The organism is Pseudomonas sp. B12(2026) (genome assembly GCF_057767015.1).
Map to the genome: position 1 here is coordinate 466,996 of NZ_CM173430.1, position 17,046 is coordinate 484,041.

General features: G+C 67.0%; 18 protein-coding genes and 1 pseudogene. 3 read left to right on the forward strand and 16 right to left on the reverse strand.

Going from position 1 to position 17,046, the window contains the following annotated elements; all coding sequences use genetic code 11:
- Nucleotides 1–32 precede the first annotated feature (32 nt).
- The 10 genes and pseudogenes from AC3B6A_RS02205 to ubiE all read right to left on the reverse strand — a co-directional run.
- Nucleotides 33–1,040: pseudogene (locus AC3B6A_RS02205) on the reverse strand (methyl-accepting chemotaxis protein); the annotation flags it as partial.
- 153 nt (nt 1,041–1,193) lie between these two features.
- Nucleotides 1,194–1,901 carry a 16S rRNA (uracil(1498)-N(3))-methyltransferase gene (locus tag AC3B6A_RS02210; RefSeq protein ID WP_488400716.1) on the reverse strand — a complete coding sequence of 236 codons (708 nt, stop codon included), beginning with the start codon at nt 1,899–1,901 and terminating at the stop codon, nt 1,194–1,196.
- On the reverse strand, nt 1,898–2,692 hold the full coding sequence (gene tatC, locus AC3B6A_RS02215) for a twin-arginine translocase subunit TatC (RefSeq protein ID WP_488400717.1): 795 nt from the start codon (nt 2,690–2,692) through the stop codon (nt 1,898–1,900). The genes AC3B6A_RS02210 and tatC overlap by 4 nt, the downstream gene beginning before the upstream one ends.
- On the reverse strand, nt 2,689–3,159 hold the full coding sequence (tatB, locus tag AC3B6A_RS02220; protein ID WP_488400719.1) for a Sec-independent protein translocase protein TatB: 471 nt from the start codon (nt 3,157–3,159) through the stop codon (nt 2,689–2,691). Before tatB ends, tatC begins: the two co-directional genes overlap by 4 nt.
- Before the next feature lie 11 nt (nt 3,160–3,170).
- Nucleotides 3,171–3,416 (reverse strand): twin-arginine translocase TatA/TatE family subunit, encoded by a 246-nt coding sequence (locus AC3B6A_RS02225; protein ID WP_488400721.1) that lies wholly within the window; start codon nt 3,414–3,416, stop codon nt 3,171–3,173.
- A 25-nt stretch (nt 3,417–3,441) separates the two neighbouring features.
- Entirely contained in the window at nt 3,442–3,780 is a 339-nt protein-coding gene (locus tag AC3B6A_RS02230) for a phosphoribosyl-ATP diphosphatase (RefSeq protein WP_488400722.1), read from the reverse strand.
- Complete coding sequence (gene hisI / locus AC3B6A_RS02235; protein ID WP_015475166.1) at nt 3,770–4,183, reverse strand: phosphoribosyl-AMP cyclohydrolase; 414 nt, start codon at nt 4,181–4,183, stop codon at nt 3,770–3,772. The genes AC3B6A_RS02230 and hisI overlap by 11 nt, the downstream gene beginning before the upstream one ends.
- An 84-nt stretch (nt 4,184–4,267) precedes the next feature.
- Nucleotides 4,268–5,875 (reverse strand): ubiquinone biosynthesis regulatory protein kinase UbiB, encoded by a 1,608-nt coding sequence (gene ubiB / locus AC3B6A_RS02240; protein ID WP_488400723.1) that lies wholly within the window; start codon nt 5,873–5,875, stop codon nt 4,268–4,270.
- Nucleotides 5,872–6,498, reverse strand: a complete 627-nt coding sequence (locus AC3B6A_RS02245) for a ubiquinone biosynthesis accessory factor UbiJ (RefSeq protein WP_488403483.1) — start codon at nt 6,496–6,498, stop codon at nt 5,872–5,874. Before AC3B6A_RS02245 ends, ubiB begins: the two co-directional genes overlap by 4 nt.
- Nucleotides 6,495–7,277 carry a bifunctional demethylmenaquinone methyltransferase/2-methoxy-6-polyprenyl-1,4-benzoquinol methylase UbiE gene (ubiE, locus tag AC3B6A_RS02250; RefSeq protein ID WP_488400724.1) on the reverse strand — a complete coding sequence of 261 codons (783 nt, stop codon included), beginning with the start codon at nt 7,275–7,277 and terminating at the stop codon, nt 6,495–6,497. The genes AC3B6A_RS02245 and ubiE overlap by 4 nt, the downstream gene beginning before the upstream one ends.
- 139 nt (nt 7,278–7,416) lie before the next feature.
- Between ubiE and AC3B6A_RS02255 the strand changes: the two genes are divergently transcribed.
- The 3 genes from AC3B6A_RS02255 to AC3B6A_RS02265 all read left to right on the forward strand — a co-directional run bounded on the left by AC3B6A_RS02255 (nt 7,417) and on the right by AC3B6A_RS02265 (nt 9,151).
- The gene (locus AC3B6A_RS02255; RefSeq protein ID WP_488400726.1) at nt 7,417–7,692 is read left to right on the forward strand and encodes a polyhydroxyalkanoic acid system family protein; all 276 of its coding nucleotides are present in this window, start codon (nt 7,417–7,419) and stop codon (nt 7,690–7,692) included.
- 213 nt (nt 7,693–7,905) lie between these two features.
- On the forward strand, nt 7,906–8,316 hold the full coding sequence (locus AC3B6A_RS02260; RefSeq protein ID WP_488400727.1) for a phasin family protein: 411 nt from the start codon (nt 7,906–7,908) through the stop codon (nt 8,314–8,316).
- 10 nt (nt 8,317–8,326) lie between these two features.
- A complete protein-coding gene (locus tag AC3B6A_RS02265; RefSeq protein ID WP_488400729.1) occupies nt 8,327–9,151 on the forward strand; it encodes a phasin family protein in 825 nt (274 codons plus the stop codon).
- Nucleotides 9,152–9,201: 50 nt separating this feature from the next.
- Here the strand turns inward: AC3B6A_RS02265 and AC3B6A_RS02270 are convergent, their stop codons facing one another.
- The 6 genes from AC3B6A_RS02270 to hslU all read right to left on the reverse strand — a co-directional run bounded on the left by AC3B6A_RS02270 (nt 9,202) and on the right by hslU (nt 17,017).
- Nucleotides 9,202–9,816 carry a TetR/AcrR family transcriptional regulator gene (locus AC3B6A_RS02270; protein ID WP_488400731.1) on the reverse strand — a complete coding sequence of 205 codons (615 nt, stop codon included), beginning with the start codon at nt 9,814–9,816 and terminating at the stop codon, nt 9,202–9,204.
- A 272-nt stretch (nt 9,817–10,088) separates the two neighbouring features.
- Entirely contained in the window at nt 10,089–11,771 is a 1,683-nt protein-coding gene (gene phaC / locus AC3B6A_RS02275; protein WP_488400733.1) for a class II poly(R)-hydroxyalkanoic acid synthase, read from the reverse strand.
- Between the two features lie 314 nt (nt 11,772–12,085).
- Complete coding sequence (gene phaZ, locus AC3B6A_RS02280) at nt 12,086–13,087, reverse strand: poly(3-hydroxyalkanoate) depolymerase (RefSeq protein ID WP_488400734.1); 1,002 nt, start codon at nt 13,085–13,087, stop codon at nt 12,086–12,088.
- A complete protein-coding gene (gene phaC, locus AC3B6A_RS02285; RefSeq protein ID WP_488400735.1) occupies nt 13,084–14,763 on the reverse strand; it encodes a class II poly(R)-hydroxyalkanoic acid synthase in 1,680 nt (559 codons plus the stop codon). Before phaC (AC3B6A_RS02285) ends, phaZ begins: the two co-directional genes overlap by 4 nt.
- 462 nt (nt 14,764–15,225) lie before the next feature.
- Nucleotides 15,226–15,597 (reverse strand): gamma-butyrobetaine hydroxylase family protein, encoded by a 372-nt coding sequence (locus tag AC3B6A_RS02290; protein ID WP_488400737.1) that lies wholly within the window; start codon nt 15,595–15,597, stop codon nt 15,226–15,228.
- A 79-nt stretch (nt 15,598–15,676) separates the two neighbouring features.
- A complete protein-coding gene (gene hslU, locus AC3B6A_RS02295) occupies nt 15,677–17,017 on the reverse strand; it encodes an ATP-dependent protease ATPase subunit HslU (RefSeq protein ID WP_488400738.1) in 1,341 nt (446 codons plus the stop codon).
- Between the last annotated feature and the right edge of the window lie 29 nt (nt 17,018–17,046).

Consider the following 17,046-nt stretch of genomic DNA (forward strand, 5'->3'; position numbering starts at 1 on the left):
CTCTTCTGCAGCTGGCCCAGCTCGTCGTGGCGGTTGACGCGCAGGTCCTCGCTCAGGTCGCCGTCGGCGATGCGCTCGGCGTGGCCCAGCACCTCGCGCAGCGGCACGACGATCTGCCGGGTGATCGCCCAGGCGGCAAGGATGCTCAGGGCCAGCACCACCAGCGAGGCCATGGCCAGCAGCTCCTTGGCGTGCGCCGCGTCGGTGTCGCGCTTGGCGGTCTGGGCGTCGCTCAGCTCGCCGCTGAGCTTCTCGATCTGCAGGCCGCTGTCGCGCATTTTATTGCGCGACGCCTGGCCGTTGTTGGCTTCGTCGCGATAGCGCTCCAGGGCCTTGCGATAGTCCTGCAGGGCGTTCAGCACGGCCTGGAAGTTCGCCTGCTGTTCGGCCGGCGCGGCCTGGAGGTGCTGCTGCACGGCCGCGGTGACGTCCGCCAGCGCGCCGAAGGCGACCTGCTCGCCCGCCGCGTCTTCGCTGGCGGTGTAGCCCAGCACCTGGAGGCGCGTGGTCATCAGCTGGCGCCCCAGCGCGGAGATGTCGGCGAGGGTCTTGAGGGATTCGGCCGAGCCGCTCTCGACCAGTTGCTGCTCGGCCTGCTCCAGGCCCTGGTTGACCACGGAAGCCTTGCGGGTCAGGGTCTTGCGCGCGCTCTCGCGGGTGTCGAAGGACTTCTGCAGGCCCGCGAACAGGGTGCGGTATTCGGCCGTCAGCTGGCGCTGGCGGTCGATCTGCGCCAGGTCCTCGGAGTCGCTGAGCATCTGGGCGACTTCCTGCTGCTGGCGGTCCAGCAGGTCGATGCTTTGCACCACCGCCTTGGCGTCTTCCGGCGACCGGCTTTGCTGGTACTTCAGGCGTACGGTGCGCAGGTCCTTGGTGATGCCGGCCAGGTTGGCTATCTCGCTGAGCTTGTCGCTGCGGGAGATCAGGCTGTTCAGGTTGAGCCACCCGGTGAATGCGATGAGCAGGGTGAGCAGCAGGACCAGGCCGAAGCCGATGGTGAGTTTCCAGTTGACCGAAAGATTACTGAACCAGCGGGACATGAACGCGTTGCTCCAGGGACGGTGGGGCAGCAGCCGGCGCGGGACGCGCTGCCGCCTGAAGGGCCAATGCCCGTCATATCGGCAGGGCGACACAAATCTGTAATTTCTTTAGGGCTATTGCGACGGCTGCTTCCTGTCCTGACCGGCGGCGGATCAGAACAGGCGGGCGAGCAGGGCGGTGACCGCCGTCTCCACGCGCAGGATGCGCTCGCCGAGCTGCACCGGGGCGAGCCCGGCCTCACGCAGCTTGTCGACCTCGTAGGGAATCCAGCCGCCCTCCGGGCCGATGGCCAGGGTCACCGGTTCGCGGAGGGCGCGCGGGCACTCCGGCCAGGGGCCGGGATGGCCGATCAGGCCGAGGCTGCCAGCGGCCAGCGCCGGCAGCCGGTCCTCGACGAAGGGCTTGAAGCGTTTCTCGACGACGACCTCGGGCAGCACGGTGTCGCGCGCCTGTTCGAGGCCGAGGATCAGTTGCTCGCGGATCGCCGCGGGTTCGAGGAAGGGGGTCTGCCAGAAGCTCTTTTCCACCCGGTAGCTGTTGAGCAGCACCAGGCGCGGCACGCCCATGGCGGCGACGGTCTGCAGCACGCGGCGGAGCATCTTCGGGCGCGGCAGGGCGAGCAGCAGGGTGATCGGCAGTTTGGCCGGCGGCGCCTGGTCGAAGCGCACTTCCAGCTCGGCTTCGTTGGCTTCCAGGCGCAGCAGGCGGCCTTCGCCCATCAGGCCGCCGAGACGGCCGACGCGCAGGCGGTCGCCGCTTTCGGCGCGGTGGACTTCCTGCATGTGGGTCAGGCGGCGGTCGCGCAGGATCACGCGATCCGCCGCGACGAAGTCGGCGTCGTCGAGCAGCAGCAGGTTCACGGACGGGTGGCCGGCGGCTGGTCGCCCTTGGACTCTTCTTCCGGTTCCGGGCCGCGCTTGCGGACCAGGTGGCTGAACAGCACGCCAGCCTCGAACAGCAGCCACATCGGCACCGCCAGCAGGGTCTGCGACAGCGGGTCCGGCGGGGTGAGGATCATGCCGACGACGAAGCAGCCGATGATCACGTAGGGGCGGATCTTCTTCAGGTAGGCCACGTCGACCACCCCGATCCATACCAGCAGCACGGTGGCCACGGGAATCTCGAAGGCCAGGCCGAAGGCGAACAGCAGGGTGAGGAAGTCCAGGTAGCTGTTGATGTCGGTCATCGGCGTCACCCCTTCCGGGGCCTGGCCGAGGAAGAAGTGGAACATCAACGGGAACACCAGGAAGTAGGCGAAGGCCATGCCGGCGTAGAACAGGATGATGCTGGAGGCCAGCAGCGGCAGGGCGACGCGCTTCTCGTGCTTGTACAGGCCCGGCGCGATGAAGCCCCAGACCTGGGCGAGGATCACCGGCATGGCCAGCAGCAGCGCCACGATCATGGTCAGCTTCAGCGGCGCGAGGAAGGCTGACGCGGGGTCGATGGCGATCATGGTCGCGCCTTCGGGCAGGAAGCGCCGCAGCGGCTCGGAAGCCAGGGCGTAGATCTTCTGCGAGAAGTACAGCAGGCCGACGAAGATGACGAAGATCGCGATCACGCAGCGCATCAGGCGCGTGCGCAGCTCGGTCAGGTGCGAGACCAGGGGCATTTCCTGGTCGTTTTCGGGCTGGTCGGGTTTTTCGGCGCTCATGGGTTACGCGGCGTCTCGGGCGAGGCGGGCGGCTGGCTCGGCGCGGGCGCCTGGGGCGCGGCGGTCGGCTCGGCCGGTGCGGCGGGGGCCGCATCCGGGCTGGGCGCATGGCCCACGCCCGGCAGGTTGTTCAGGCGGCTGTCCGGCGCGATGTCCGATGCCGCCTGCGGGGTCTGCGACTGCGGACTCAGGCTGCTTTCGACCTGGGATTGCAGGTCGTTCAGCGGCGCGATCAGCTTCTTGGCGTCCTGCTCCATCTGCAGGATGTGCTCGTTGTGCAGCTGGCGGCGGATTTCGTCCGCGCCCAGTTCGCGCTCCACTTCCGTCTTGATGGCGTTGAAGCTGCGCTTGAGCCGGCCGATCCACAGCCCGGCGGTGCGCGCGGCGCCCGGCAGGCGCTCGGGGCCGAGCACCAGCAGGGAGACCAGGCCCACCAGGAGCAGTTCGCTGAAGCCGATACCAAACATGGTTTATCCCATCAGTCCTTGCGCGCCGGCTCTTCGACCTTGTGCGCCTGCGCGTCGATGGTGTGCGGCTGGTTCAGCGACGGGTTGGCGGTGGTGGCCTGGTCCTTCTTCTCGTCTTCCTCGGTGTTCATCGCCTTGCGGAAGCCCTTGATGGCTTCGCCGACGTCCGAACCCAGGTTCTTCAGGCGCTTGGTGCCGAAGACCAGGACCACGACGATCAGGATGACGACCCAGTGTTTCCAGTCAAAGATGCCCATGTGTTTCTCCTCAAAAGTATCGGGTTCAGGCCGACGGCTGGCGGGACGCCTTCTCGTCGTGCCCGGAAAGGCCGAAGCGGCGCTCCAGTTCGTCCAGTACCGCCTGCGGGTGCTGGCCGAGGGCGGCGAGCATCACCAGCGAGTGGAACCAGAGGTCGGCCGTTTCGTAGATCAGGTCCGTGCAGTCGCCGCTCACGGCGGCGTCCTTGGCGGCGAGAATGGTTTCCACCGACTCCTCGCCGACTTTCTCCAGAATCTTGTTCAGACCCTTGTGGTACAGGCTGGCCACGTAGGAACTCTCCGCAGCGGCATTCTTGCGCGCTTCCAGGACTTCCGCCAGGCGGGCGAGGGTATCAGTGCTCATGGGGTTTTCCTGTACCTACATGGGAGTAGATGGCGTCCGGATCCTTGAGTACCGGATCGACCGTCTGCCAGGCGCCGTTCTCGAACACCCGGTAGAAGCAGCTCTCGCGGCCGGTATGGCAGGCGATGCCGCCCAGTTGCTCGACCATCAGGATCACCACGTCGGCGTCGCAGTCCAGGCGCAGTTCGTGCAGCTTCTGCACGTGGCCGGACTCCTCGCCCTTGCGCCAGAGCTTGCCGCGCGAGCGCGACCAGTAGATGGCGCGGTTCTCGGCGGCGGTCAGGGCCAGCGCCTCGCGGTTCATCCAGGCCATCATCAGCACGCGGCCGGTGCGATGGTCCTGGGCGATCGCGGGCACCAGTCCATCGGCATTCCAGTTGATCTCGTCCAGCCAGTCTTTCATCTCGGGTTCCGTAGGGCGGGCACGCGCGGTGTCCGCAGCCACTCTTTATTAACGGTTAAGTGTGCCAGCCAGTGCGGCGACTGGCTATCGGCGCAGGATCAGATACAGACCACCGGCGAGCATCGCCCAGGCCGGCCAGGCCGCCAGGGAGTGGGTCCCCAGGCCGGTCTGGGCCGCGCCCGCGACCAGCACTGCGCCAATCAGTCGCGCCGGCCAGGCACTGCCCATGCCCGACTGGACGCTGCCGTCGCGGGCTTCGGGCTGGGGCTCGCGGGACAGCCGTTCGAGGGTGTCGCGGGTCATCTGCGCCAGGTGCTGCAGTTGCTCGATGTGCTGCTGGGCGTTGCGCAGCAGCTGGCCGGGGCTGACGCGCTCGCGCATCCAGCGTTCGAGGAAGGGCTGGGCGGTGGTCCACAGGTCCAGCTCCGGGTAGAGCTGGCGGCCCAGGCCCTCGATGTTCAGCAGGGTCTTCTGCAGCAGCACCAGCTGCGGCTGCACTTCCATGTTGAAGCGCCGCGCGGTCTGGAACAGGCGCAGCAGCACCTGGCCGAAGGAGATGTCCTTGAGCGGCTTCTCGAAGATCGGCTCGCAGACGGTGCGGATCGCCGCCTCGAAGTCGTTGACCTTGGTTTCCGCCGGCACCCAGCCCGAGTCGATGTGCAGCTGGGCGACCTTGCGGTAGTCGCGCTTGAAGAAGGCGATCAGGTTGCGCGCCAGGTAGTCCTGGTCCTCGTCGGTGAGGCTGCCGACGATGCCGCAGTCCACCGCGATGTACTGCGGGCTCCACGGCGTGCGGGTGCTGACGAAGATGTTGCCGGGGTGCATGTCGGCGTGGAAGAAGCTGTCGCGGAACACCTGGGTGAAGAAGATCTCCACGCCGCGCTCGGCCAGCGCCTTGAAGTCGGTGCGCTGGTCGCGCAGGGTGTCCAGGTCGGTCACCGGGATGCCGTAGATGCGCTCCATCACCAGCACCTTGGGGCGGCACCAGTCCCAGTACACCTGGGGTACGTAGAGCAGCGGCGAGCCGTCGAAGTTGCGCCGCAGCTGCGAGGCGTTGGCGGCCTCGCGCAGCAGGTCGAGCTCGTCGTAGATGGTCTTCTCGTAGTCGCTGACCACCTCCGCCGGGTGCAGGCGGCGGGCATCGGCGGAGATGCGCTCGGCGGTGCGGGCGAGGATGTGCAGCCAGGCGATGTCGGAGCGGATCACCGGTTCCAGGTTCGGGCGGATCACCTTCACCACCACTTCCTCGCCGCTCTTGAGCTGCGCGGCATGCACCTGCGCCACCGAGGCGGAGGCCAGCGGCTCGCGCTCGAAGCGGGCGAACACCTGCTCGATCTTCGCCCCCAGCTGCTCCTCGATGCGCGCCACGGCGAACTCGGGCGGGAAGGGCGGGACCTTGTCCTGCAGGCGCGCCAGCTCGTTGGCGATGTCGTCCGGCAGCAGGTCGCGGCGGGTGGAGAGAATCTGGCCGAACTTGATGAAGATCGGCCCGAGGTCTTCCAGGGTCAGCCGCAGGCGTTCGCCGCGGGTCAGCTGCAGCGGCTTGCGCGGCAGCCAGCGCCAGGGCAGCAGTCCGCCGACCAGGCGCAGCCACCAGGGCAGGAAGGGCAGTTCGAGGACCATGTCGTCGAGTCGGTAGCGGATCGCCACGCGCTGGATGCGCAGCAGGCGGCGGAAGGCGAGCAGCTTCATGCGTCGGGCTTGGTCTTCTGGGTAAGGCGCGTAATCCGCGCGTCGAGGCGGTCGAGGGCGATCTTCAGCTGGTCCAGCTCTTCGAAGCGCGCTTCGGCTTCATGCTGGCCGACCAGGCTGCGGCTTTCCTCGGCCAGATAGTCGGCCAGGCTCAGGCGCAGGCTTTCCAGGCTGTCGCCGGCCCAGGCCAGGCCGCCGCGCAGGCGCGCGCCGAGCAGGTGCGCGGGCACCGGGCCGAGCCAGCGGGAGACTTCGTACTCCCAGTCCAGCTCCAGGCTCTGCAGGATGTCGGCCAGCTCCAGGAGCATGGCGCTGTCGCCGTCCATCTCCACTTCCGGGCTGTGCAGCACGCGGGTCTTGTCCCGCGCCAGGGCCAGCTGCAGCAGGCTGCCGGCCGGAGCGCGCAGGGTGCAGTTGACCTCGGCCTCGTGGTGCGCGGCCAGGTGCAGGCCATCGGCGTCGGGGAGGATGAACAGCCGCAGCACGGGTGCCTGGCAATCCACCTCCAGCACCTCGCCGGCGAGCCGGCCCAGGCGCTGCAGCGCCACGCCGTCCAGCCGCAGGACGCGGTTCAGGGTGGCTTCGGCGCTGGCCAGCACGGCCTGGGTGAGCAGGGTCATCAGGGCTTGATGCCGCGGTGCAGGGCGACGATACCGCCGGTCATGTTGTGGTAGGTGACGCGGTCGAAGCCGGCCTCCACCATCATCGACTTCAGGGTTTCCTGGTCCGGGTGCATGCGGATCGACTCGGCGAGGTAGCGGTAGCTCTCGGAGTCGTTGGTGACCAGCTTGCCCATCAGCGGCAGGAGGGTGAAGGAGTAGGCGTCGTAGGCCTTGGACAGCAGGTTGCTGGTGGGCTTGGAGAATTCCAGCACCAGCAGGCGGCCGCCCGGCTTGAGCACGCGCAGCATGGAGCGGATCGCTTCGTCCTTGTGGGTGACGTTGCGCAGGCCGAAGGCGATGGTCACCGCGTCGAAATGGTTGTCGGGGAAGGGCAGCTTCTCGGCGTCGGCCTGGACGAAGCTGACGTTGCCGGCGACGCCGCTGTCGAGCAGCTTGTCGCGGCCGACCTTGAGCATCGAGGCGTTGATGTCGGCCAGCACCACTTCGCCGGTCGGGCCGACCAGGCGGGAGAACTGGCGGGTCAGGTCGCCCGTGCCGCCGGCGATGTCCAGCACCCGGTTGCCGGCGCGCACGCCGGACAGCTCGATGGTGAAGCGCTTCCACAGGCGGTGGACGCCGCCGGACATCAGGTCGTTCATCAGGTCGTACTTGGCCGCGACCGAGTGGAATACCTCGGCGACCTTGTCGGCCTTCTCGCTCTCGCGCACGGTCTTGTAGCCGAAGTGCGTGGTGGGTTCGGCGGGGTCTTGGCCCGCTCCGGGCTTGCGCGGTTCGCTCATGGCATTTCTACCCTGGAAGTCAGTGGCGGGCATTCTAACAGGAAGGAGGAAAAACGCCGCCTCGCTCGCCGGGGTGGCGGGGTGCGGCGATACGGCGCGGCGCGTATGATCGGCGGGTCAGTCATCCCGGAGTTCCAGCATGTCCCGTATCCACGTCGAACGTCCCCATTCCCTCGGCCGCGAGGCCGCTCGCGCCAAGGCCGAGAAGCTTGCCGACAAGCTCTCCCGCGAGCACGGCGTGAGCAGCGAGTGGCAGGGCGACACCCTGGTGTTCAAGCGCAGCGGCGTGGACGGACGCATCGAGGTGGGCGAGGACAAGGTTGCGGTGGACGTGAAGCTGGGCCTGATGCTTTCGGCCATGGGCGGCCTGCTCAAGGGCGAGATCGAGCGCGCGCTGGATAAAGCCTTGGCATGAGCCAAGGCTTTATCCAGCGCGCGAGCTGCAAGCGACAAGCCATAAGCTGCAAGAGGACGCAAGCTTGCAGCTTATGGCTTGCAGCTTGTAGCTGCGTTGCTCCCGCAACGCTGGTATGTGTTTTCTAATTTTCCCCGATACCTTGACCCACAGTCCCGCCTTTCGCGGGCGGTTGTTCGACTCCCTCGAATCCGAATCCTGTGAGGTGCCACCATGGCCAAGGCTGTCAGCAAGAAGAAAGCCGTAGAACCCGAATCCTCCCTTTACTCCGACGCCAAGCACTACGCCCGGCAGATCTGGCTCGCGGGCCTGGGCACCTATGCCCGCGTGGGCCAGGAAGGCAGCGAGTACTTCAAGGAACTGGTCAAGACCGGCGAGTCCGTGGAGAAGAAGGGCCGCGATCTGGTCAGCACCCAGATCGATGCCGCCAACGACAACGTCAAGGGCCGCCTGCACAGCGTCAAGGCCAAGCTCAACCTGGACAAGATCGAAGAGGCTTTCGACGCCCGTGTCGCGGCTGCCCTGAACCGCATCGGAATTCCCTCCAGGCGTGATGTGGCGGCGCTCTCTGCTAAGCTGGATTCGCTGAGCGAAGTGCTCGAGCGTGTCGCGAGAACTCAATAAGGAGAGCAGGATGGCTGGCAAAAAAACTACCGATAAAGAGCCCGGTTGGATCGGCGAGATCGAGAAATACTCGCGGCAGATCTGGCTGGCTGGATTGGGGGCCTACTCGAAGGTCAGCAAGGACGGCAGCAAGATGTTCGAGAGCCTGGTCAAGGACGGCGAGCGGGCCGAGAAGCAGGCCAAGACCGAAGTCGACAAGTCCGTGGGCGCGGTGAAGTCTTCCGCGCGCTCGGCCAAGTCCAGGGTCGAGGCGGTCAAGGGCAAGGCGATCGACAAGTGGGGCGAGCTGGAAGAGGCGTTCGACAAGCGCCTGAACAGCGCGATCTCCCGCCTGGGCGTGCCGAGCCGCAACGAGGTGAAGGATCTGCACAGCAAGGTGGAAAGCCTCACCAGGCAGATCGAGAAACTCACCGGCGTCAGCGTCAAGAGCACGGCCAAGCCGGCTGCCAAGGTCGCCGCCAAGCCCGCAGCGAAAGCCGCCGCCAAACCGGCCGCGAAACCCGCTGCGAAGACCGCGGCAGCCAAACCCGCTGCCAAGCCTGCGGCGAAACCTGCAGCCAAGGCTGCCGCCAAACCGGCTGCGAAGCCGGCGGCCAAGCCCGTTGCGAAACCGGCCGCCAAGGCTGCTGCCAAGCCCGCCGCGGCGAAACCTGCCGCTGCGAAACCGGCTGCGGCGAAGAAGCCGGCGGTGAAGAAGGCCGCTGCGCCCAAGCCCGCTGCACCCAAGCCCACGGTAGCCGCCAAGCCGGCAACTCCGGCCGCTGCTCCGGCGCCGGCGGCTCCGGCCGCGACGCCCGCCGCCGCTGCTCCGGTGACGCCGCCGACCCAGGCCTGACCGGCCTGTCGCCGTACCCCACGCCCGGCCTCGCGCCGGGCGTTTTCATTTCAGCGTCCCAGGTAGCGCTGGGCCAGGCGTTCGGCGATCTGCCGCGAATCGTCCCGCAGGTGCGGGGCGACCAGCATCATCACCTGGTAGACCACGTGGCGCACGTCGCCCTGGAGGCCGAGGATGCGCTGGTAGTCGAGGGAAAACAGCAGGGTCAGGGTGATCTGCTCGACCAGTTGGCCGAGGGACTCGGTATCGCTCTCCAGCTCGCCACGGGCCTTGAGCTGCGCCAGCAGGGTCGCCAGGGTGCGCTTGAGCCCGTTGAGCCAGCTGCGCATGCCGCGCGCCAGCCGGGGCAGGCGCCCGGCGAGGTTGGAGAGGTCCTGGAACAGGAAGCGGTAGTGCGCCAGCCGCTCGACGATCAGGTGCAGGAACAGCCAGTAGTCCTCGGCGCCCAGGCGCACGTCTTCCGGCGGGTCGAGCAGGGGCGCGAGCTCGTCCTGGAAGCGCTCGAACAGCCCCAGCACCAGCGGCTCCTTGCCGTGGAAGTGGTAATAGAGGTTGCCGGGGCTGATGCCCAGCTCGGTGGCGATCTCCAGGGTGGAGACGTTGGGTTCGCCGCGCTCGTTGAACAGCAGCAGGGCGCATTCGAGGATCCTGTCGCGCGTTTTCATCCGTGTCCCGGTTCTGGCCGCAGTGGGGCCGACGATAGCTTCAGGGGTGGGCGGCTGCCAATCGGCCGATTTCTAACTTTCGCATGGCGCTGTTGCAGGAGCGTCCCCGGGGCGCGAACCGTGGGCATGGCCCGCGCCTGCAAGGGCAGGGAAACGCTTTCGTAGGATGGGAGGAGCGAAGCGATACCCATCAGCGGTGCATGCCCGCGACCCGATGGGTATCGCTTCGCTCCACGCCATCCTACAAGTGCCTCTCGCAGTGCCAGCGGACTTCAGCGCACATGCACGTAAGTCCCCGGCGCGGCCTCCATCGGCGGGTATTCGGCGTTGCCCAGCTCGAAGCTCACCGGCCGGCGTTCGCCGGAGCGCTGCTGGATCCACTCCAGCCACAGCGGCCACCAGCTGCCTTCGTGGCGCTGGGTGTCGTAGTACCAGGCGCGCGGGTCGGAGCTGAGTCTGGCGTTGTCGAAGTAGCAGGCCTTGGGGTTTCCCGGCGGGTTGAGGATGCTCTGGATGTGCCCGCTGTTGGACAGGATGAAACGGCTCTCGCCGCCCAGCAGCAGGGCCGAGCGGTACACCGAGTCCCAGGGCGTGATGTGGTCGGTGATGCCGGCGACGTGGAAGTTGTCCACCGCGACCTTCCTCAGGTCGATGGGCGTGCCGTTGACCTCCATCGCCCCCGGCCGCGCCAGCGGGTTGTGCTTGAAGAAGTCGAGGAAGTCGCCGTGCAGCGCCGCCGGCAGGCGGGTGTTGTCGTTGTTCCAGTAGAGGATGTCGAAGGCCGGCGGCTCCTTGCCCAGCAGGTAGTTGTTGACCCAGTAGTTCCAGATCAGGTCGTTGGGGCGCATCCAGGCGAATATCTTGGCCATGTCGCGGCCGTCCAGCACGCCCTGCTGGTAGGAGCGGCGCTTGCTGGTCTCCAGGGTCTGCTCGTCGGCGAACAGCGCGGCGGGGGTTTCCACCTGGCTGTCGATCAGGCTCACCAGGTAGGTGGCGCTGGCGACCTTGCGCAGCTGCCGGCGCGCCTGCAGGTGGCCCTGCAGCGCGGCGATGGTCAGGCCGCCGGAGCAGGCGCCCATCAGGTTGACGCTGCGGCTGCCGCTGATCGAGCGGCACGCCTCGATGGCCTCGTCCAGCGCGGTGACGTAGGTCGACAGGCCCCACTCGCGGTGGCGCGCGTCGGGGTTGCGCCAGCTGACCATGAACAGCTGCAGATTGTTCTTCAGGGCGTACTGGACGAAGCTCTTCTCCGCCGCCAGGTCGAAGATGTAGAACTTGTTGATCTGCGGCGGCACCACCAGCAGCGGCTTGGCATACAGGTGCTCGCCCAGCGGCTTGTACTGGATCAGCTCCAGCACCTCGTTGCGGAATACCACCGCGCCGGGCGTGGTGGCCAGGTTGTGGCCGATCTCGAAGGCGCTGCGCTTGACCTGGCTGGGCATGCCGCCGTTGTGCATCAGGTCATCGAGCAGGTGCTGCGCGCCCTTGAGCAGGCTCTGGCCGCCGGTGTTGAACAGCTCCTTCACCGCCAGCGGGTTGATCAGGGTGTTCGACGGCGACGCCGCATCGGACAGGATCGACAGCAGGAAGCGCGCGCGGGCGCGGTCGTCGCAGTCCAGGTCGCTCTCGTCGATCCACGCCAGCAGCTGCTTCTGCCAGGCCAGGTAGGCCTGCACGGTGCGCCGGTAGATCGGGTTGAGGCGCCAGGACGGGTCCTGGAAGCGCGCGTCCTGCGGGTTGGGCTGCAGCGGCGAGTCGCCGATCAGCACCCGCCCCATCTGCTTGCCGAAGGCCGCCAGGTGCCGCGCCGAGTGGACCGGCTGGCGGACCCCCTGGAGGGCGAGCATGCGCAGGGTGGAGAGCATGTCCTTGCCGCGCAGGCCGACGATGGCGCTCTGCGCGTTCATGAACTCGTTGGGGACGGGAAGGTTCCCCGGCTCGGCTTTCTCTCGCATGAACAGCACTCCATGACGGGTCTGACCTGATGGCGAAGCAAAGCCTGTACCGGAGTCGGGAGGACCCCGTTGCAGACGGCTGTCGCCGGTTCGAGGGGTGTGCACGGGTATCGACGCGAGGGGGAACCGCCCGAAAACGGTGCGCTGGATCGGCAGCCGGGCCGCGGGCCGGCCACCGTCGCGGGCAGCCGGGACCTGTGGTCCCGGATCAGGCGTTACGTGTCGATACCCGTGAACACGCCTGTTTGTTGTTAGTAACTGCGAAGCGATCGGTCAAGGCAGGATGCCCGCCGACTGTGACGAAGCCGTGATGCTCAGCCGGCCTTGGGCGCGAACGGTCGCGGGTGGATGACCGCGCGCTGCCGTTCCTCCTGGAGGAACTTCATGATGATCGGCGCCACGGTCTCGGCGCGGGTCACCAGGAACAGGTGGCCGTCGTCGATCACGTGCAGCTCCGCGTTGGGGATGCGCCAGGCGATCATGCGCATGTTGATCAGCGGGATGATCGGGTCGTCGTCGCCGGCCAGGACCAGGGTCGGCTGGCGGATCCTGTGCAGCCAGTGGATGCTGGTCCAGCCCAGGCCGGCGAACAGCTGCCAGTAGTAGCCGAGCTTGCCCGAGGAGCGCACCTTGCTGGCGAAGGCCATGGCCAGCCGGGGGTCGCGGCGGAAGGCGCCGCCGTAGATGTCCGGGGCGATGTGCACGCCGTAGGACGGCTGGATGTAGCGCCGCGGGCTGGCCATGCGCAACAGCACCCTGGGCTTGCCCGGCACCATCACCGCGCCGGCGGCGGTGGCGGCGAGGATCAGCTTCTTGCAGCGCTCCGGGTAGTCGTGGGCGAACTGCTGCGCCAGCGCGCCGCCCCAGGACACGCCGAGGGCGGTGACCTGGCCGTAGTCCAGGTAGTCGAGCATCCGCGCCGCCAGCTTGGCCAGGCCGGGGAAGCGGTACGGCGTGCTGGGCGTGGACGAGCCGCCGACGCCGGGGACGTCGAAGGCGATCACCTCCAGGTCCGGGTCCAGCGCGGCGACGAAGGGGAACACCAGCTCCAGGTTGGCGCCGATGCCGTTGAAGATCAGCAGCGGCGTCATGTGCGCCTTGCCCGGCCGCACGGCGGTGCGGATGGTCTGCCCGTCGAGCTCGATGGTGCGGAACTCGAAGGGCTGGGTGGCCGGCGCCTTGTGCGGCACGGCCTCCGCGTTGCCGCGCCGGGCCTTGGCGCGTGGCGGCGTGGCGGTCACTTCGGTGACCGCCAGGGGCTTGATGGAGGCGTCGTCGACGACGGCGCCGGCGGGCGGCAGGGCTTCTGTCTTCATCGTTCGTGCACGTAGGTTCCGGGGGCGGCTTCGGCGGCCGGATGGGCCTTGTTGCCCAGCGCGGTGGGCGCCTTGCGGGTCTTGCCCGAGCGCTCGGCCAGCCAGTTCTGCCAGTGCAGCCACCAGGAGTCGGCGTGCTTGCTGGCGTTTTCCTGCCAGGCCTTCGGATCGGCGGAGAGTTCCGGACCGGTCATGAAGCGCGCCTTGGGGTTGCCCGGCGGGTTGAGGATGCTCTGGATGTGCCCGCTGTTGGACAGGACGAATTCGCACTTGCCGCCCAGCAGCCGCGCGGAGCGGTAGCAGGCTTCCCAGGGCGTGATGTGGTCGGACAGGCCGGCCAGGCAGTAGAAGTCGCAGGTGACCTGCTTGAGGTCGATCGGCGTGCCGGCCACTTCCAGTGCGCCGGGGCGGGTCAGCGGGTTGGTCTTGAACATTTCCACCAGCTCGCCGTGCAGCGCGGCCGGCAGGCGGGTGGTGTCGTTGTTCCAGTAGAGGATGTCGAAGGACGGCGGCTCGTTGCCCAGCAGGTAGTTGTTGACCCAGTAGTTCCAGATCAGGTCGTTGGGGCGCATCCAGGCGAACACCTTGGCCATGTCCTTGCCTTCCAGCACGCCGGACTGGTAGGAGCGGCGCTTGGCGGCTTCCAGGGTCTTCTCGTCGGCGAACAGGGCGAGCTGGGTGTTCATCTCGAAGTCCAGCACGCTGACCATCTGGGTGAAGGCGTGGACCTTGTTCTCGCCCAGCGCGGCGTAGTGGCCGAGCAGGGTGACGGTGGTGATGCCGCCGGAGCAGGCGCCGAGCATGTTCAGGTCCTTGCTGCCGGTGATGGCCAGGACCGCGTCGATGGCCTCCTTGAGCGCCTCGATGTAGGTGGTCAGGCCCCACTCGCGCTGCGCCTTGGTCGGGTTGCGCCAGCTGACGATGAAGGTCTGCACGCAGCTGCGCAGGCAGAAGCGCGCCAGGCTCTTCTCCGGCGACAGGTCGAAGACGTAGAACTTGTTGATCTGCGGCGGCACCACCAGCAGCGGGCGCTCGTGCACGCTCTCGGTGATCGGCTTGTACTGGATGACTTCCAGCACGTCGTTGCGGAACACCACCGCGCCTTCGGTGACGGCGAGGTTCTTGCCGACCTCGAAGGCTTCCATGTTCACCTGGCTGGGCATGCCGCCGTTGTTCACCAGGTCCTTGGCCAGGTGGGTGAGGCCGTCGAGCAGGCTCTTGCCGCCGGTCTCGAAGAAGCGCTTGACCGCCGCCGGGTTGGACAGCGTGTTGGTCGGCGCCATGGCCTCGGTCATCAGGTTGATGACGAACTGGCCGCGGCTGATGTCCTGGGCCGACAGGTTGCTGTCGCCGATCCAGGCGTGCAATTCCTTGCGCCAGGCGAGGTAGGACTGCAGGTAGCGGCGATAGAGCGGGTTCTGGCTCCAGGCCGGGTCGTTGAAGCGGCGGTCGTCGTCCGACGGCTTGAGGTCGGACCTGCCGAGCAGGACGCTCTTCAGCTCCAGGCCGAAGTGGGTCACGTGCTTGGCGCTGTGGAAGGGCTGCTTGATCGCCTGCATCAGCACCATGCGGGCGGAGGTGAGCAGGTCCTTGCCCTGAATGCCGATCACCGGACTGAGGTTGAGCGTGTTTTCCGCGGCTTGCTGGGGCAGATCGTTGTTGTTCTTCTGGGTCATCGGCGACGCTCCATTGTCCTGAGACGAATACTGGCGAGGCTCATCTGGAGTGACGCGGCCAAGTACTGCTCGGGTTGGCGGAACGTGGAGAACACTCCACGCGGTTCATCACTTGGCGGCATCACTGGAAGTCGGGAACCTCGAGTGCAAAGCATTGCACTGACTTGGTTACCCGAGTTTCCTTCACCGCGCAAGCTGGTGCAGCGTGGGCCTTCTTCGAGGAGTATGTCGGGAAAAGTTAGAAAACGCGCTCTAGAGCGGGGGGATCTTCCGGACACGTCCAAGGCGGCCACGCGACAGCCAGTGTGCACGGGGAATGTTGCAAATGGCGTGCCCCGGGGGTGATTGCCCGACGAAGGTTGGTGCCAATGGGGAAGGTTCGAATTAGTTGTAGGGGCGAGCTTGCCCGCGAACCGGTTCCGCAGCGGGGTTTGTTCGCGCGCAAGCTCTCTCCTGGGGGGATTACAGCATCAGCTTGACCACGGACTCCGACGGATCGCGCGACTTCCCGGCTTTCTCCAGTTGCGCCAGGTAGTCCGCCCACATCTCGTCGTGGCGGATACACAGCTCGTACAGGTAGTCCCAGGTGAACAGGCCGCTGTCGTGGCCGTCGTCGAAGGTCAGCTTGAGCGCGTACTGCCCGGCCGGCTCCAGGCCGGAGAGGCCGACGTTGAGCTTGCCGACCTGCAGCACCGGGTTGCCGTGGCCCTGGACTTCCGCCGAAGGAGAATGCACGCGCAGGAACTCGGCGGAGAGCTCGAAGGACTGCTCCCCGTAGGTCAGCGAAAGCTTCTTCGAGGCCTTGTGCAACTTGATGGCGGTAGGAATATGCATCTGAAAGCTCCGAGCTGAAAGCCGCAAGCCGCAAGCGGTGTTTTGCTTACCGCTTGCAGCTTATCGCTTGTAGCTGCTCTTAGAGGATATAGCGGGACAGGTCTTCGTCCTGGGCCAGTTCGCCCAGGTGGCCGTTGACGTAGGCCGCGTCGATCACGATCGGCTTGTCGCTGTGCTCGCTGGCCAGGTCCGCGGCGTCGAAGGACACCTCTTCCAGCAGGCGTTCGAGCAGGGTGTGCAGGCGGCGGGCACCGATGTTCTCGGTCTTCTCGTTGACCTGGTAGGCGATCTCCGCCAGGCGCTTGATGCCGTCGGCGGCGAACTCGATGCCCAGGCCCTCGGTGCTGAGCAGCGCGGTGTACTGCTCGGTCAGCGAGGCGTGCGGCTCCTTGAGGATGCGCTCGAAGTCGCTCGGGGTCAGGGCTTTCAGCTCGACGCGGATCGGCAGGCGGCCCTGCAGTTCCGGCACCAGGTCGCTGGGCTTGGACAGGTGGAAGGCGCCCGAGGCGATGAACAGGATGTGGTCGGTCTTCACCATGCCCAGCTTGGTGTTCACCGTGCAGCCCTCGATCAGCGGCAGCAGGTCGCGCTGCACGCCTTCGCGGGAGACGTCGGCGCCGCCCACGTTGCCGCGCTTGGCGATCTTGTCGATCTCGTCGATGAAGACGATGCCGTTCTGCTCCACCGCTTCCAGGGCGCGGGCCTTGAGGTCTTCTTCGTTGACCAGGCGCTGCGCTTCCTCCTCGCGGATCAGCTTCATGGCCTCGGAGACCTTCAGCTTGCGGCTCTTGCGCTTGCCCTTGCCCATGTTGGAGAAGAGGTTCTGCAGCTGGCTGGTCATCTCTTCCATGCCGGGCGGGGCCATGATTTCCACGCCAGCCGGGATGTCGGCCACTTCGACGTCGATTTCCTTGTCGTCCAGCTGGCCTTCGCGCAGGCGCTTGCGGAACAGCTGGCGGGTGTTGGAATCCTCGCGCGGCGGCTCGTCACCGAAACCGCCGGCGCGTGCCGGCGGCAGCAGGGCGTCGAGGATGCGCTCCTCGGCGGCGTCCTCGGCGCGGTACTTCACCTTCTGGATTTCCTGCTCGCGGAGCATCTTGATCGCGGCATCGGCCAGGTCGCGGATGATCGACTCGACGTCACGGCCGACATAGCCGACCTCGGTGAACTTGGTCGCTTCCACCTTGATGAACGGGGCGTTCGCCAGGCGCGCCAGGCGGCGGGCGATCTCGGTCTTGCCGACGCCGGTCGGGCCGATCATCAGGATGTTCTTCGGCGTCACCTCGGCGCGCAGCTCGGCGGGCAGCTGCATGCGCCGCCAGCGGTTGCGCAGGGCGATGGCCACGGCGCGCTTGGCGTCTTCCTGGCCGATGATGTGACGGTTGAGTTCGTGGACGATCTCGCGGGGAGTCATGGACATTTGACGAATTTCTCCAGAGCGACAACGCC

Excerpts from the sequence above, each read along its gene's own strand:
- AC3B6A_RS02255 (WP_488400726.1), top strand. The coding sequence starts at position 7,417 with ATGTCCCGTATCCACGTCGAACGTCCCCATTCCCTCGGCCGCGAGGCC.
- phaC (WP_488400735.1), bottom strand. The coding sequence starts at position 14,763 with ATGACCCAGAAGAACAACAACGATCTGCCCCAGCAAGCCGCGGAAAAC.
- phaC (WP_488400733.1), bottom strand. The coding sequence starts at position 11,771 with ATGCGAGAGAAAGCCGAGCCGGGGAACCTTCCCGTCCCCAACGAGTTC.
- hisI (WP_015475166.1), bottom strand. The coding sequence starts at position 4,183 with ATGAAAGACTGGCTGGACGAGATCAACTGGAATGCCGATGGACTGGTG.
- AC3B6A_RS02225 (WP_488400721.1), bottom strand. The coding sequence starts at position 3,416 with ATGGGCATCTTTGACTGGAAACACTGGGTCGTCATCCTGATCGTCGTG.
- ubiB (WP_488400723.1), bottom strand. The coding sequence starts at position 5,875 with ATGAAGCTGCTCGCCTTCCGCCGCCTGCTGCGCATCCAGCGCGTGGCG.
- ubiE (WP_488400724.1), bottom strand. The coding sequence starts at position 7,277 with ATGAGCGAACCGCGCAAGCCCGGAGCGGGCCAAGACCCCGCCGAACCC.
- AC3B6A_RS02265 (WP_488400729.1), top strand. The coding sequence starts at position 8,327 with ATGGCTGGCAAAAAAACTACCGATAAAGAGCCCGGTTGGATCGGCGAG.
- tatB (WP_488400719.1), bottom strand. The coding sequence starts at position 3,159 with ATGTTTGGTATCGGCTTCAGCGAACTGCTCCTGGTGGGCCTGGTCTCC.
- tatC (WP_488400717.1), bottom strand. The coding sequence starts at position 2,692 with ATGAGCGCCGAAAAACCCGACCAGCCCGAAAACGACCAGGAAATGCCC.
- AC3B6A_RS02290 (WP_488400737.1), bottom strand. The coding sequence starts at position 15,597 with ATGCATATTCCTACCGCCATCAAGTTGCACAAGGCCTCGAAGAAGCTT.
- hslU (WP_488400738.1), bottom strand. The coding sequence starts at position 17,017 with ATGTCCATGACTCCCCGCGAGATCGTCCACGAACTCAACCGTCACATC.
- AC3B6A_RS02260 (WP_488400727.1), top strand. The coding sequence starts at position 7,906 with ATGGCCAAGGCTGTCAGCAAGAAGAAAGCCGTAGAACCCGAATCCTCC.
- AC3B6A_RS02230 (WP_488400722.1), bottom strand. The coding sequence starts at position 3,780 with ATGAGCACTGATACCCTCGCCCGCCTGGCGGAAGTCCTGGAAGCGCGC.
- phaZ (WP_488400734.1), bottom strand. The coding sequence starts at position 13,087 with ATGAAGACAGAAGCCCTGCCGCCCGCCGGCGCCGTCGTCGACGACGCC.
- AC3B6A_RS02270 (WP_488400731.1), bottom strand. The coding sequence starts at position 9,816 with ATGAAAACGCGCGACAGGATCCTCGAATGCGCCCTGCTGCTGTTCAAC.